The sequence below is a fragment of the Pantoea sp. PSNIH1 genome (genome assembly GCF_007680655.1).
GTDB lineage: Bacteria > Pseudomonadota > Gammaproteobacteria > Enterobacterales > Enterobacteriaceae > Pantoea > Pantoea eucrina.
This window is the reverse complement of the sequence record NZ_VEIP01000004.1, coordinates 45,027-59,690: the sequence shown is the minus strand read 5'-3', so window position 1 is coordinate 59,690 and position 14,664 is coordinate 45,027. Positions and strand designations below refer to the sequence as shown.

12 protein-coding genes are annotated in these 14,664 nt (G+C 55.4%); 9 read left to right on the top strand and 3 right to left on the bottom strand.

The features are described from left to right. Positions 1 to 3 precede the first annotated feature (3 nt). Complete coding sequence (gene malQ / locus FS690_RS11745) at positions 4 to 2,058, top strand: 4-alpha-glucanotransferase (RefSeq protein ID WP_145339654.1); 2,055 nt, start codon at positions 4 to 6, stop codon at positions 2,056 to 2,058. An 89-nt stretch (positions 2,059 to 2,147) separates the two neighbouring features. Here the strand turns inward: malQ and malM are convergent, their stop codons facing one another. The 3 genes from malM to malK form a co-directional block, all read right to left on the bottom strand. Continuing rightward, positions 2,148 to 3,059 carry a maltose operon protein MalM gene (gene malM / locus FS690_RS11740; protein ID WP_145339653.1) on the bottom strand — a complete coding sequence of 304 codons (912 nt, stop codon included), beginning with the start codon at positions 3,057 to 3,059 and terminating at the stop codon, positions 2,148 to 2,150. A 114-nt stretch (positions 3,060 to 3,173) separates the two neighbouring features. Continuing rightward, the gene (locus tag FS690_RS11735) at positions 3,174 to 4,475 is read right to left on the bottom strand and encodes a maltoporin (RefSeq protein WP_040113487.1); all 1,302 of its coding nucleotides are present in this window, start codon (positions 4,473 to 4,475) and stop codon (positions 3,174 to 3,176) included. A 26-nt stretch (positions 4,476 to 4,501) separates the two neighbouring features. Next, positions 4,502 to 5,626 (bottom strand): maltose/maltodextrin ABC transporter ATP-binding protein MalK, encoded by a 1,125-nt coding sequence (gene malK, locus FS690_RS11730; protein ID WP_040113486.1) that lies wholly within the window; start codon positions 5,624 to 5,626, stop codon positions 4,502 to 4,504. 362 nt (positions 5,627 to 5,988) lie between these two features. Between malK and malE the strand changes: the two genes are divergently transcribed. The 8 genes from malE to FS690_RS11695 all read left to right on the top strand — a co-directional run bounded on the left by malE (position 5,989) and on the right by FS690_RS11695 (position 14,664). Then, positions 5,989 to 7,179 (top strand): maltose/maltodextrin ABC transporter substrate-binding protein MalE, encoded by a 1,191-nt coding sequence (gene malE, locus FS690_RS11725; RefSeq protein ID WP_071668331.1) that lies wholly within the window; start codon positions 5,989 to 5,991, stop codon positions 7,177 to 7,179. A 58-nt stretch (positions 7,180 to 7,237) separates the two neighbouring features. Beyond that, positions 7,238 to 8,770 carry a maltose ABC transporter permease MalF gene (malF, locus tag FS690_RS11720; RefSeq protein WP_145339652.1) on the top strand — a complete coding sequence of 511 codons (1,533 nt, stop codon included), beginning with the start codon at positions 7,238 to 7,240 and terminating at the stop codon, positions 8,768 to 8,770. A 9-nt stretch (positions 8,771 to 8,779) separates the two neighbouring features. Continuing rightward, positions 8,780 to 9,670, top strand: coding sequence for a maltose ABC transporter permease MalG (gene malG / locus FS690_RS11715; RefSeq protein WP_145339651.1), 891 nt, complete (start codon positions 8,780 to 8,782; stop codon positions 9,668 to 9,670). A gap of 456 nt (positions 9,671 to 10,126) precedes the next feature. Continuing rightward, entirely contained in the window at positions 10,127 to 10,258 is a 132-nt protein-coding gene (locus tag FS690_RS18530; protein ID WP_255402130.1) for a hypothetical protein, read from the top strand. 46 nt (positions 10,259 to 10,304) lie between these two features. Next, a complete protein-coding gene (locus tag FS690_RS11710; protein WP_158531829.1) occupies positions 10,305 to 11,507 on the top strand; it encodes a YcaO-like family protein in 1,203 nt (400 codons plus the stop codon). Positions 11,508 to 11,560: 53 nt separating this feature from the next. Next, on the top strand, positions 11,561 to 12,343 hold the full coding sequence (locus FS690_RS11705; protein ID WP_158249871.1) for a trans-aconitate 2-methyltransferase: 783 nt from the start codon (positions 11,561 to 11,563) through the stop codon (positions 12,341 to 12,343). A 222-nt stretch (positions 12,344 to 12,565) separates the two neighbouring features. Next, positions 12,566 to 13,354, top strand: coding sequence for a hypothetical protein (locus FS690_RS11700; RefSeq protein ID WP_139239662.1), 789 nt, complete (start codon positions 12,566 to 12,568; stop codon positions 13,352 to 13,354). Positions 13,355 to 13,560: 206 nt separating this feature from the next. Beyond that, complete coding sequence (locus FS690_RS11695; protein ID WP_040113479.1) at positions 13,561 to 14,664, top strand: NADH:flavin oxidoreductase/NADH oxidase; 1,104 nt, start codon at positions 13,561 to 13,563, stop codon at positions 14,662 to 14,664.

Below are 14,664 nucleotides of genomic sequence, written 5' to 3'. Positions count from 1 at the left end.
ACAATGACAACGCTTACTCCGGCAGCGCTGATCGCGCCGGAATATATTGATGCTCACGGCAGACCGCGCCGCATTCCGGCCGCCACCGAGCAGTGGCTGCACACGATCATACAGCCGCCTCTCGCTACACCGTCAGCGCTGCCCCCGGTAGCAATTTTTCGTGGCGGAGAAGCCGTGGTAGTAGAGCCAGCGCTGAGCGGGGCGGCAGCATGGGAGCTGACCAGTGAAGCGGGCGAGCGCTGGTCAGGTGAGTGCCAGCCTGGTGAAACGCTGCGGTTGCCGGCACTGCCGGAAGGCTATCATCAGCTGACCCTGACGCAGCCGGCGCTGCTGTCGCGCTGCAGCCTGATTGTTGCGCCACCGCGCTGCTATGAGCCACCGGCATTGCTGGCCGGCGACAAGCTCTGGGGCTGCTGCGTGCAGCTCTATACGCTACGATCGCAGCATAACTGGGGCATCGGTGACTTTGGCGATCTGCGCCAGATGGCGGCAGAGATCGCGCAGCGCGGCGGCGCATTTATCGGGCTTAATCCGCTGCACGCCCTCTTTCCGGCTAATCCTGAGGGTGCCAGCCCTTACAGCCCCTCCTCGCGCCGCTGGCTGAATGTGCTCTATATCGACGTCAATAGCGTGGAGGATTTCAGACTCAGTGAGGCGGCGCAGGCGTGGTGGCAGCAGCCTGATACCCAACAGCGGCTTGCGGCCGCGCGTGACAGCGAATACGTAGATTACGCCGCCGTTACCGCGCTAAAGCTGGAGGGCTTACGCCTTGCCTGGAGACAGTTCAGACGACGTTCGCCGGATGAACCGGTAATGCAGGAATTTGATGCGTTTGTTAAAGCGGGCGGACAGAGCCTGCTGAGTCAGGCGTTGTTTGATGCGCTGCAGGCGCACCAGCGCGCCAAAAATCCTGCGCTGTACGGCTGGAAAAGCTGGCCGGAAGCGTATCAGCATCCCGACAGCGCCGCCGTGCTGGCGTTTCGTATTGAACATAGCGACGAAGTACGCTTTTACCTCTGGCTGCAGTGGCTGGCTGCCTCTCAGTTCGCGGCCTGCTGGTCCGTATGCTGCGCGCAGCAGATGCCGGTTGGCCTCTACCGCGATCTGGCGGTAGGCGTCGCGCAGGATGGCGCAGAGACCTGGCGCGAACGCGATCTCTATTGTCTGCAGGCCAGCGTGGGTGCGCCGCCCGATATTCTGGGGCCGCTGGGGCAAAACTGGGGGCTGCCACCGATGGATCCGCAGATCCTGACAATGCGTGCGTTTACCCCGTGGATCGATCTGCTGCGGGCCAATATGCGCGACTGCGGCGCGCTGCGCATTGATCACGTAATGGCACTGCTGCGCCTCTGGTGGATCCCGCAACATGAGAAGGCCGCTGAAGGCGCCTACGTTCACTATCCGGTTGATGCCCTGCTGGCCATTCTTGCGCTGGAGAGCCAGCGCCATCGCTGTATGGTGATAGGTGAGGATCTGGGCACCGTACCGGAAGCGATTGTCGCTAAGCTGCGCGACAGCGGCGTCTACTCCTACAAAGTGCTCTACTTTGAGCAGACGGCAACGCGCGCGTTTCGCCCGCCGGAAGCCTGGCCACGGCAGGCGATGGCGGTTGTCACCACGCATGATATGCCTACCCTGCGCGGCTGGTGGCAGAGTGATGACTTAACGCTGGGCAGCAGGCTGGGACTCTATCCGGATAAAGCGATCCTGTCGGGTCTGTACCGCGAGCGCGCGGCGGCAAAAAAGGCGCTGCTGCATACGCTGCAGCAGCAGGGAGCGCTGGCGCACCGCTATCCGCTTCAGCGCGGCCGTGCGCCCATGCGCCGCGCGATAAACCGTGCGGTTCACCACCTGGTGGCGGCCAGTAACAGCGCCCTGCTTGGCCTGCAGCCGGAGGAGTGGCTCGATATGGATCGGCCGGTAAACGTGCCCGGTACGGTGGACAGTTACCCTAACTGGCGCCGCAAGCTCACGCTTTCGCTGGAGGCGATGTTTACGGATGAAGGGATTACGCACCTGCTGCAGGAGGTCAGTCACGTGCGTCAGCGGCACCCCTGATCAGACGCCCCGGACCGGGGCGGTTTCTGCAATAAAAAAGGTGCGCCGGAGCGCACCAGGTGCTGCAACTCAGCACTGTCGGGGCAGGTTCACCCCTTGCCTTTTACACTGCTGATAAACGTTTGCCGCGCTGAGGTGGACCCCAGTCGCTCGGCCTCATTCAGAAGCTTCAGCGCTTTATCAATGTTGCCCTGGCTGACCGCCTGACGGATATTCTGATTGAAGTAACTTTCGGTGTCGTTTTCCAGCGGCACCGGCTTCACGGCAGAGGCGGGACGCACGGCAGCGGGCGCAGGCGCCTGAGTATTGCCGATCACAACCGGAGCCGATGCCGATGGACCGAACAGCGGGCCGACCAGAATAGAGGACGCGGAACTGGTAGAGACTTTCAGCTTCAGCCTGCCGCTCTGGCTGTGTGTGGCAACCGGATCGGGAATATCAGGAACCGCATGGCCGGTGCCTTTCGCGTAAGCTTTGGCCGGATCGACCAGCGTGGTGGTCTGGGTCAGATCCCGGTCGGTGGTAAAGACCAGCAGATAAATTTTCTGCTGTCCCGGCACCGGCGTCAGTTTCATTACGCCTTCAAGACGATCGGCGCTCATGACGCCCGGCTGCTGGTAAGCAAAGAACTGCGACGGGAACCACGCTGCCGGACGCAGGTTTTCATCGAGCACCAGTACATTAGGCGCGAACACGCGGTTGTCAGCAACCTCACTGCTCAGCGTAACGGTCAGCTCACCCTGACTGGCTGGCAGACTATACGCCGCAACCGGACCACGGATCCCCGGCAGAGCATCTCCGGTGCCGCTGTCGCGCAGCTGAGTGGTTACCGCACGCGACGTGTCAGCAGGTTGCCAGTTCAGGCGCTGCAGAGTTTCAGGTGAAACGGCGGGCGCGGTGGAGAGATCCTGCGGCACCAGATTAATATCAGCGACAGCGGGCAGCGTAACGCCGGTCAGCAGCGCAGCGCTCAGGCAGAGCGCGGTAAGCGTTTTTTTCATCGTTTTATCTCTGATAGCTGGAGGCAGCGCCGGCACCAGGCAATGGCCAGCGCTGCCTAATCGGTGAGCCGCACCGGTGGGTGCGGCCATTCTGTTACAGGGTAACGCTGAGGCTTACCACCAGATTTCCATCTGTGCGCCAAAGCTCCACTCGTCATTGTCGCCCCGGCTGTTGGTGAACAGGCCATTACCGGTGCTGTCAGCAGCGGCCAGCGTGGTCAGGTTGCCATCGGCATTTTTGCTATAGCCCCACTTCTCATCCCATTTGGCATAGGTTGCAAACAGGCGCAGCGCCGGACGGGACCAGATGCTGTCGCCCGCCTGCCACTGCTGGGCCAGGGTAATTTTGTACTGCCCGTTGCGATCGCCGACCTGCTGCGACTTCACGTTGTCGTAGCCCAGCTCAAGTAGCGTGCTCATGATAGGCGTCCATTTGTACATCGGGCGCACGCCCACGGTGTACCACTCGTTGCCGCGATTATTATCGAGGTCGGTGTTCTGATACATCGCGACGTACATCAGGTCCCAGCGCTCGGCCAGCGAGATGGCACCGTGATCCAGCACGCGGTACATTTTGCCGTCGTTATTGATATTCGTGCCCTGCGGCAGCCCTTTGCCCTGCGAAGTCAGCGCGTCCGTTGCGTACTGAAGTACAAACTTGTTGTAGCCTTTCAGCATGCTCTGCGTATGTTCGGCGGTGAAGAGCCAGCCATCTTTGGACGCGCCATCCTCCAGACGATACCCGTCGCGCGCGTTAGCACGGCCATAGTCGACGCCGAGTTCCAGCACGCCATCCGGGTTGGTTTCCAGACCCGCCAGGCGCACATCAAACACGTCGTTCGCGGTGCTGGTTGCGTAGTCGCGGATGCGATCGCTGGAGAAGGTGTAGGAGCCGCCCGCTTCTGATGAGCGCGTGGCGGCGAAAGAGAGTTTGCCGAAGCCGAGGTCAACATCTTCCAGGCCTGCGCCGGGACCGGAGATATCCCAGTAGTAGAAGTCGATCATATGCACGTCGTGACGCTGATAAAAGCGCTTACCGGCCCAGATGGTAGAGCCCGGCAAAGCATCAATCAGGTTTTTGCCTTTAACGTTGGCTTCGCGGAAGGCAGGTGAGGTTGCCTCCCAGTCATTCTGCTGCGATACGGAGTAGGCAACGTTGGTGTCAAAATAGAAACTCTTATCGCCCTCCTTCCAGACTTCCTGTCCCAGCTTAAGCTCGGCGTAGGTTTCACATTCGTTACCCAGACGGTACTTACTTTGTGCGCCGGTCGCCTGGAAGCACTGTTGTTCACCGCCGCTGCCGGTCCAGCCAATGCCGGAACGGGCGTAACCGGTGAAGTCCACCGCCATAGAGGAGGCGGACAGGGTACCCGCAGCGATAGCGATCGCCACGGGGAGTTTGCGCAGAGTTATCATTTATTTATCTCCTGAGATCATTGCTTTTATTGTTTTGCAGGGTACACACCAGGCTCCTGATGCAGCCTGCGACAGGCGCTGCCATCTTCACGAAACAGATGACAGCGTTCCGGCGGCAGGCCGATGCCCATCAGGGCGCCCTCTTCTGCCAGCACCACGTCCTCCTGGCGATAAACCAGGTTTTGACGGATGGCGGGGATTTGAATGTGGATTTGCGTTTCATTGCCGAGCTGCTCAACGACCTGCACCTCTCCCTCCAGCGTGACATCGGCGATGTCGCTGGAGAGCAGATGCTCAGGCCGGATACCCAGCGACATGTTGCTGCCGATCTGCACGCCGGTGCTCTCGACCGGCAGCCAGACCAGCTGATTGTTGGGCAGACGCACCTGAACCTGATCGATTGCGGTGGCGGTTACTTTTACCGGAAGGAAATTCATCCGCGGGGAACCGATAAATCCGGCGACAAAGCGATTGGCGGGGTAATGATAAAGTTCCAGCGGTTTGCCAATCTGCGCGATGCGCCCTGCTTCGAGCACCACAATTTTGTCGGCGAGCGTCATCGCTTCTACCTGATCGTGGGTAACGTAGATCATGGTGCGCTTCAGCCGTTTATGCAGTCGCGAAATTTCGATGCGCATCTGGACGCGCAGCGCGGCATCAAGGTTGGATAACGGCTCGTCGAGCAGAAAAACGCGCGGTTCAGCCACCAGTGTCCGGCCAATCGCCACCCGCTGCCGCTGACCGCCAGAGAGCGCTTTGGGCCGCCTGTCCAGCAGATGCGCCAGCTGCAGCACCTCGGCTACCTGGTTTACACGCTGCTGGATCTCGGCGCGCCTGACGCCGGCCAGCTTCAGGCCAAAGGACATATTTTCCGCAACGTCCAGATGCGGATAAAGCGCATATGACTGAAACACCATGCCGATCCCGCGCTCTGCTGGCGGTACCTCATTCATGCGCTTGCCGCCGATCAGCAGGTCGCCTTTAGTGATGGTTTCAAGCCCGGCAATCATCCGCAGCAGGGTCGACTTACCGCAGCCGGATGGTCCGACAAACACCACAAATTCACCTTCGGCAATCTCAAGATTGATATCTTTCGAGACTTCGGTTTCACCCCATGTTTTGGAGACATGACGTAACGCAACGCTCGCCATAATACTTTTCCTCTCAACGTGCCCTGTTGGCTGATATGACTGCTGGCCGATTCTGTGGCTCATCATGAAAGCCCCGGCAGCCGCTGACATCCTCCGCCACAACGTGAATGCACGGGGGATGAGCCGGGAGGAGGAGAAAGGATGCGTGCCGGCTGCCAGCTGCCGGATGAAGAAATTTTTGTGATGTCAGACGCAGAAAAAAGCGGGAGAAAGTGTGCGCCAGCCCATAAAAACAGGGATTTTTGCAAGCAGGATCACGCGTTTACGCCTGCAGGCGTAGAGAGCAGGAGGATGAAACCGTGCTACAGAACCTGACAATAAACGGGACGCTTACTTCCCGCTTTCGTTTACAGGATGGACTTATGACAATGAAAACCGTCTCGCGCTTATTCGCCCTCTCCGCGCTCTCCGCCGTGCTGTTCTCTGCTTCGGCTCTCGCAAAGATCGAAGAGGGAAAACTGGTTATCTGGATCAACGGTGACAAGGGCTACAACGGACTGGCCGAGGTTGGCAAAAAATTTGAGCAGGAGACCGGCATCAAAGTCACCGTGGAACATCCGGATAAGATGGAGGAGAAGTATCCGCAGGTGGCCGCCACCGGTGATGGCCCCGATATCATTTTCTGGGCTCACGACCGTTTTGGCGGCTATGCGCAGTCAGGTCTGCTGGCGGAGATCTCACCTGACAAAAATGTGCAGGACAAGCTGTTTCCCTTTACCTGGGATGCGGTGCGCTACAACGGCAAGCTGATTGGTTACCCGGTATCGGTCGAGTCCCTCTCGCTGATTTATAACAAAGATCTGGTCGCCGAACCGCCAAAAAGCTGGGAAGCCATCGCCGATCTGGACAAGCAGCTGCGCGCCAAAGGCAAGAGCGCCATCATGTTTAACCTGCAGGAGCCTTACTTCACCTGGCCACTGCTGGCGGCAGGCGGTGCCTATGCTTTCAAACCTACGCAAAGTGGATTTGATATCAAAGACACCGGCGTGGATAACGCCGGGGCGAAAGCGGGCATGCAGTTCCTTGTGGATCAGGTCAAAGCCAAAGTGCTGAATGCGGATACCGACTACTCCATCGCTGAAGCGGCATTCAATAAAGGGCAGACGGCGATGACGGTTAATGGTCCGTGGGCGTGGAGCAACATCGACAAGAGCGGCATCAAATACGGGGTGACCACCCTGCCAACGCTCAATGGCAAACCCTCTAAAACCTTTGTCGGTGTACTGAGCGCCGGTATCAACGCCGCCAGCCCCAACAAAGAGCTGGCAAAAGAGTTTCTGGAGAACTATCTGCTGACCGACAGCGGGCTTGAGGCGGTCAATAAAGATAAGCCGCTGGGCGCCGTGGCGCTGAAATCGTATCAGGCAATTCTGGAGAAAGATCCGCGTATCGCCGCCACCATGAGCAACGCACAGAACGGCGATATCATGCCAAACATCCCGCAGATGTCCGCCTTCTGGTACGCCATGCGCACTGCCACCCTTAACGCGCTGAAAGGACGCCAGAGCGTGGACGCCGCGCTGAAAGATGCGCAGACCCGTCTGAACAAGTAAACCCTGTCTGAAGCCGGCGCTGTCCGGCTTTTTATCAGCTGTTGAGGAATTTCGGATCATGTCAGGAAAAACGGAACGGTACAGCCAGATGCTGAAAGGCGTACTGGTTGGCGGCTGCTGTCTGTTAGTCGGCTATCTGCTGGTGCTGATGTATGTGCAGGGAGAGTACCTGTTTGCGCTCATGACGCTGATTGTCAGCGCAACCGGCATCTGGATTTATGCTAATCGCCGCGCTTATGCCTGGCGCTATGTCTATCCGGGCCTGGCCGGCATGGCTATTTTTGTGCTGTTTCCGCTGGCCTGCACTATCGCTATCGCGTTCACCAATTACAGCAGTACCAATCAGCTTTCGCAGGAACGGGCGCAGCAGGTGCTGCTTGGCAGGCAGTATCAGGATGGCGTCGGGCTGAATTTTGCGCTCTACCCGGCCGATCGGCGCTGGCAGCTGGTGCTCAGCGACAGCAGCAGCGATGAACGCTACGTCTCCACGCCGTTCGATTTCGGCAGCGTACAGACCCTGACGCTGCAGCAGGCGCCGCTGCCCGCTACTCAGCGCGCCACGCTGAAAGTCATCACCACGCATCGCCAGGCGCTAAGCCAGATCCGTGCCCGGTTGCCGGATGGACGTGAGCTGGTGATGAGCTCCTTACGCCAGTTCTCGGGTACCCGTCCGCTCTATGTTGCCGGGCACCAGGGCGTGCTGAAAAATCAGCAAACTGGCGTACGCTATCAGGCTAATCAGGACACGGGGTTTTACCAGCAGATTGCGGCTGACGGCAGCTGGGGCAGTGAACAGCTGAGCCCTGGATTTACCGTTAACGCGGGCTGGAAAAACTTTGTTCGCGTCTTTACTGACGAAGGGATCCAGAAACCGTTTCTCGCCATTTTTGGCTGGACGCTGATCTTCTCGCTGGTGACGGTGATCCTGACCGTTGCAGTGGGCATGGTGCTGGCCTGTCTGGTGCAGTGGGAAGCGCTGCGCGGTAAGGCTATCTACCGCGTGATGCTGATTTTGCCCTACGCCGTACCGGCTTTTATCTCCATCCTTATCTTCAAGGGGCTGTTTAACCAGAGTTTTGGTGAAGTTAACGTCATGCTCAAGGCGCTGTTTGGCGTCCAGCCTGCCTGGTTCAGCGATCCCGCGCTGGCGCGTACCATGCTGGTCATCGTGAATACCTGGCTCGGCTATCCCTACATGATGATTCTGTGCATGGGGCTGTTAAAAGCTATCCCGGACGATCTGTATGAGGCTTCCGCGATGGATGGCGCGGGTCCGCTGCAGAATTTTTTCCGCATCACGCTGCCGCTGCTGCTTAAGCCCCTTATGCCGCTGATGATTGCCAGCTTTGCCTTTAATTTTAATAACTTTGTTCTGGTGCAGCTGCTTACCAACGGCGGACCGGATCGGATCGGGACTACCACGCCCGCCGGCTACACGGATCTGCTGGTCAATTACACCTGGCGTATTGCGTTTGAGGGCGGCGGCGGGCAGGACTTTGGCCTCGCGGCGGCGATTGCAACGCTGATTTTCATGCTGGTCGGGGCACTGGCGGTCATCAACCTGAAAGCCGTGCGCATGAAGTTTGACTGAGGAAAAATTATGGCAATGGTACAACCCAAATCACAAAAGCTTCGTTTGCTGCTGACGCATCTGCTTCTGCTGGTTTTTATTGCCGCCATCCTGTTTCCGCTGCTGATGGTGGTCGCTATTTCACTGCGTTCCGGCAATTTTGCGACCGGCTCGCTGATCCCGGAGCAGATTTCCTGGGAGCACTGGAAGCTGGCGCTGGGATTCAGCGTTACTCAGCCGGATGGCAGCGTCACACCGCCACCCTTCCCGGTACTGCTCTGGCTGTGGAACTCGGTGAAGATCGCAGCGATAAGCGCGCTGGGTATCGTGACGCTATCCACGACCTGTGCCTACGCCTTTGCCCGCATGCGTTTTGCCGGCCGCGCAACCCTGCTGAAAGGTATGCTGATCTTCCAGATGTTTCCGGCGGTGCTGTCGCTGGTCGCGCTCTATGCATTGTTTGACCGGCTCGGTCAGTATGTGCCCTTTCTCGGACTCAATACGCACGGCGGCGTAATCTTTGCCTATCTTGGCGGCATTGCGCTGCACGTCTGGACCATTAAAGGCTACTTCGAAACCATCGATGGCTCGCTGGAAGAAGCGGCCGCGCTGGATGGCGCAACGCCCTGGCAGGCGTTTCGTCTGGTGCTGCTGCCGCTGTCGGTGCCGATTCTGGCAGTGGTCTTTATTCTGGCCTTTATCGCCGCGGTCACCGAAGTGCCGGTCGCTTCGCTGCTGCTGCGTGACGTTAACAGCTATACGCTGGCCGTTGGTATGCAGCAATATTTAAATCCGCAGAACTATCTCTGGGGCGACTTTGCCGCCGCTGCGGTGTTGTCTGCCATTCCCATTACGCTGGTATTCCTGCTGGCACAGCGCTGGCTGGTCAGCGGTCTGACAGCGGGCGGTATTAAAGGCTAACCTCTTCATCATTGTGTGACCTCGCTGCCCCGGTGTTTAACCACCGCTGGGGCGTTTGACGGCCCCCGGGCCGTCTTTTTTTATGGCGAGGGAAATAATCAACATTTTTTCTTACTGAACCCGACCTCCCCTGGAATAAGAAATGATTGATTTATGCAACTCCATCAGGAAATTATTCAGAAAAAAAGAGGCATAGCCGCGCAGATAAAAATTCTGATATTACCTTTGAAATCAATCACCCGGAAAATGAACGATAAAGCGGCAAGGAATTATTTTATAAATAGTAATATTTCCGGGAAAGTAATATGAAAAATCAAAGATAAAACTGCCAAAAACTTCAATAAGTATAAATTGATCTGGCGCACATTTATATTATTCAGGGTTTGAATTCAGAGTGAACGTTAATTAAATATATCCCTGCCGCAATCAGCGGTTTGCTAATAAAGGAGTCTAATCATGGGATATTTAAACTCAGGCATCAGCAACAGCAATAGCGAGAATGCGAACAAAGCCGTACTCACTATTGAAGAAGAGGAAGTGTTAGCGTCCGCCTCGCAGGCGGATGAAGAGAGTCAGTCTGAAGACTAACATTTCAGCGGCACATTATTGTGCCGCTTTAATATGGACATTTATCATGACTATCCTGCCTGAAAGATCTGTCACCCTTACCCGGTCAAGAAACGCAATAGAGCGTTATTTTTCCCGACAGAATATTCAGATAAAAAATGACAACTTTGGCAATACGCTTTCAGCTACGGTTACGCTGTTAAACAGGGAAAGTGGCACCAAACCGATTTCTGGCTGCGGTAAAGGCTATGCAGAGGAAGCCAGTGTTGGTGCACTCTATGAAGCTTATGAACATTACAGAAGCTTTCCGGCACTCAGAGAGAAAAGCAGGTTATATCCCTTCGGGTCAGTCATTCAGCAGGCAGAACTTCGCGGGATGTTGCCATTGACTATTCTTGCGAAATCATCACCCGCCAAAATTGCAGCAGTGGAATTTACAGATAAAAAGGGTTGTGCGTCACTGCTCTGGCCTCTTTTTTTAACGGATTGCGAATATTTTAGCCATATCATTCAGGGAGACACTACAGACTATAGCGCAGCGCGACGCTATACCAGTAATGCAGGTATCGCTGCGGGTTATGGTTTTACTGAAGCAGCGATTCACGCCATCGGAGAAATAATAGAGCGGCACTGCACAGGTATCCTGCTGGCAAAAACATTTTTCTATGGTACACAAAAAGAGGTTCGACTTGTTAATACGGATTCACTGCCCCCTGCAGCTGAAAAACTTTTCAATGATGCTCAGTCTGCTTTAGAGGATGAAATCAATATTATTGATGCCTCAGAACCGTCACTGCCTCCTGTTTATCTTGCTTACTGTAAGAGTAAGCCGCGCCTGGGGATAAACATCTACGGCGCTGGCTGTTCACTTTATGCTGACCATGCGGTTGCCCGGGCTATCAAAGAACTGGTCCAGCTGCATAAACTGGCCGATAATTTTACCTGCTTTACTGAGGAACTGGAAAAACACCAGCATAACCTGAGAGAGCATGAAAAATTATATCGCAGCCTTGTTGCCGATTTTGGCAGCCTCGCTTCTGTCAGCGTTGAGCTGCCAGAGAAACGCGCTGAACTGACTCTGCAAGAGCACCTTCACCGCCTGACAACCCTATGCGAAATGGCCGGATTGCCTGTATGGCTTAAAGAAATAGACAGCGATCCTGCCGGCGTATCACTGGCCTGTGCCGTCATGCCCGGTATGGAGCGATTTGCCCTGGTCAGTTTGGGTAACGTCGTTATTCCCTGCCGAAGCTATCAGGATCAGATATGAGTAGAATAATTTACATCCGGGTCCCGAATCGGGAACGGCATGATATTTTTATCATGACAACCTCTGAATCGATTTTTGCCGGCATACGAAAGCCGTTAAGCCACGTGGCTTACAGCATCATTCTTCCCGATATGATAAAAGGCCCGCTCATTTCGCTGGATGAAACCAAAGATGAAATAACCCTCGGCATCAGAGTGCTGGACGATCCGGCGTGGCGTGAAAAATTACTTCCCCCCTGCCCGGATTACAATATCCACTTTCCATGGCCGCCGCTGGATGATGAAGGGAATGAGGCTATATGCCCGGAATCATTCTGGGATCAGATGGCCGGTACACCGGAGAAGCTGGACATACAGGAAGCGCACTTCCGCCTGCATACCGTAAATTTGCTGCGTGAGATTGCTTTTCCCGACTGCCGCGTATTTGACCCGGCCTGCTCTACCGGAACCTTCCTTGCCTCAGTAAAACAAAAGCTTCCCCGGCTAAACTATTTCGCTGCCGATCGCGCGGAAAAAATGGTCCTGAAGGCCAGGCAGCAGCTGCCGCAGGTTGTACAGAGCGACTTTATGCAATCCTGTGACCGTGACAGGTATGATATTATTTTTTGCCGCTTCGCCAATCATGAAGTGATAAGACACGATCAGGCAGCACCTGTTATCGATAAACTTATTACGCTGCTTAATAAGAAAGGGTATTTAATTATTTTTGGTCATACCCCTGTAAATTGTGATGTTAAAAATCATGTGCGAGGCAAAAACATTGCTCTTAAAATGACAAGCGGCTATAGCGAACGTTCAGCAGGTTTTTTCCAGTATTATCTGTTACAGACACTTTGAAAGACTGCGCTGAGGCCACAGGCACGTGCGACATACCGCTTAACATTAAGCATAAAATGCTGCAGTGGCGCTGCTGCTCTTTAAGCTGAATAACAGATTTTACTTTAAGCAGTGATTACTAAATTTTCGATCAAAACTAATTCCAATCATTAGATACCCTGAATACATTAGCGATACTAAAATCTATTGTCAGGGATAATTGTGGATTCGCTAAGGAAATCAGTGACTGTCAGCGCAGTATCCGATGGCGTTCTGAGTAAAAGAACGCTCAAACTATGCAGATTGCTTAATGATAGCGATAAGCTGATCGATATTGCGCCAGCGACCGCTTTTCTCGATTTTTTGAAAGGCATGGAAGTCACGCATAGCGCCTACCAGCGTAGCGGTATTATCAAGAGCAAGCGTGCGCTGTTCCTTTATAACGAAGGCCTGCTTCATCCTGACAGCACCCTGTTTCTGGCGCGTAAAAAACAGGAGATCCTCGGCACAATCAGCGTGATTGCTCAGCGAAACCAGCAGCTGCCCTGCTCCCTGCTGTTTGGTGCAGAGATAGCCGCCCTCGGGCTGGAAAACCGGAAAGTCGTAGAGCTGGGTACGCTGTCGGTCAAGCAGACGCAGCAGCAGGACAATCTGGTGTTTATGCTCTATCTCAGGATTATGATTTATACGATTTTTGTGGAGCAGGTAGACGATCTGCTTATTCAGGTTAAAGAGAACGTAGCGCCTTTTTATATGCGCAATTTCATGTTTACCCGGATAGGTAAAACCAAAAAACATCCTGAGTACAGCGATCTGAATGCTGTGTTATTGCGTCTCGACGTTAAGAAGATGCGGGAAAAAATCTATGAACAACAGTGCTACGGAGCCAATGGCTGGCTGCGTATTTTATGCGAACTTGGACTGAACCGGCACTATCGTACCATCTGTGCTCAGTGTCGTAATGGCCAGCGCTTCAGGCCGGATCCGCAGGATGCCGCTGTTTATCGTTATCTCTGCTCGCTTCAGAGGTAAATTAAAGGCCACCGCAAGCCCTGTCAGGCGATATCATTGCCGCGGCCGAAGAGGGTGTATTTATAGTAAAATGGTATGTTGTAACTAGAAAGCCAAATCTTTCCGGTTAACGCTTAGAAACAGAATCCCTGTGCCGGGCCGCCTCCGTTCGCCGATGACCATCTACACTTATTTCACCTGAGATCCCCTGAAAACATGAGGTTAAGATGAGTCTGTTATTTAGCGCCACGAAACTGGGACAGCTCTCGCTGGAGAATCGCATTATTATTGCGCCCATGTGTCAGTACTCCGCTGAGGCGGGTAAAGCCACCGCCTGGCACCGTATCCATCTGGGGCAGCTTGCCCTGTCCGGTGCGGGCTTACTGATTATCGAAGCAACAGCCGTTGAGGATATCGGCCGCATATCGCCGGGCGATCTGGGATTGTGGGACGATGAGACTGAGGCGGCACTGGCCAGCGTGCTGGAGGATATCCGTCCATGGGCAACCCTGCCAATAGGTATCCAGCTGGGTCACGCAGGTCGCAAAGCCTCCTGTGCCGTGCCGTGGGAAGGCGGCGAGCAGCTTTCGGCTCAACAGGGCGGCTGGCAGACGGTGGCTCCCTCCGCAGAGGCTTACCAGTCGGGCGAACAGGCGCCACACGCGCTGAGTAAAGAGGAGCTGATGCGCCTGAAACAGGCCTTTGTTGACAGCGCGCAGCGCGCGGTCCGCATCGGTATCGAACTGGTTGAACTGCATGCTGCCCATGGCTATCTGCTGCATCAGTTTCTCTCTCCGCTCAGTAACAAGCGCGATGATGAATATGGCGGATCGCTGGAAAACCGCATGCGCTATCCGCTGGAAGTGTTTCAGGCGATACGCGATGCTCTGCCAGATTCAGTACCGGTGGGCGTGCGTATTTCAGCAACTGACTGGGTCGCAGGCGGCTGGGATAATGAGCAGTCTATTGCGTTCAGCCAGCAGCTGGCCGCCGCAGGCTGTGCCTATATTCACGTCTCCAGCGGCGGACTGTCGCCCGATCAGGAGATCGATATCGGCCCAGGCTATCAGCTCTCTTTTGCGCGCGATATTCGCAAAGTGGTGGATATACCGGTAATCGGTGTCGGACTGATAACCGATCCGCAGCAGGCGGAACAGGCTCTGCACACCGGTGATACAGACCTGATTGCGCTGGCGCGCGGCATGCTCTGGGATCCGCACTGGCCGTGGCACGCTGCCGCTGAGCTGGGCGCCACCGTTAAGGCTCCGCCGCAGTATCTGCGTTCAGAGCCGCACGGTCTGAAAGGCACTCTGGTACAGAACGGCAAGTGA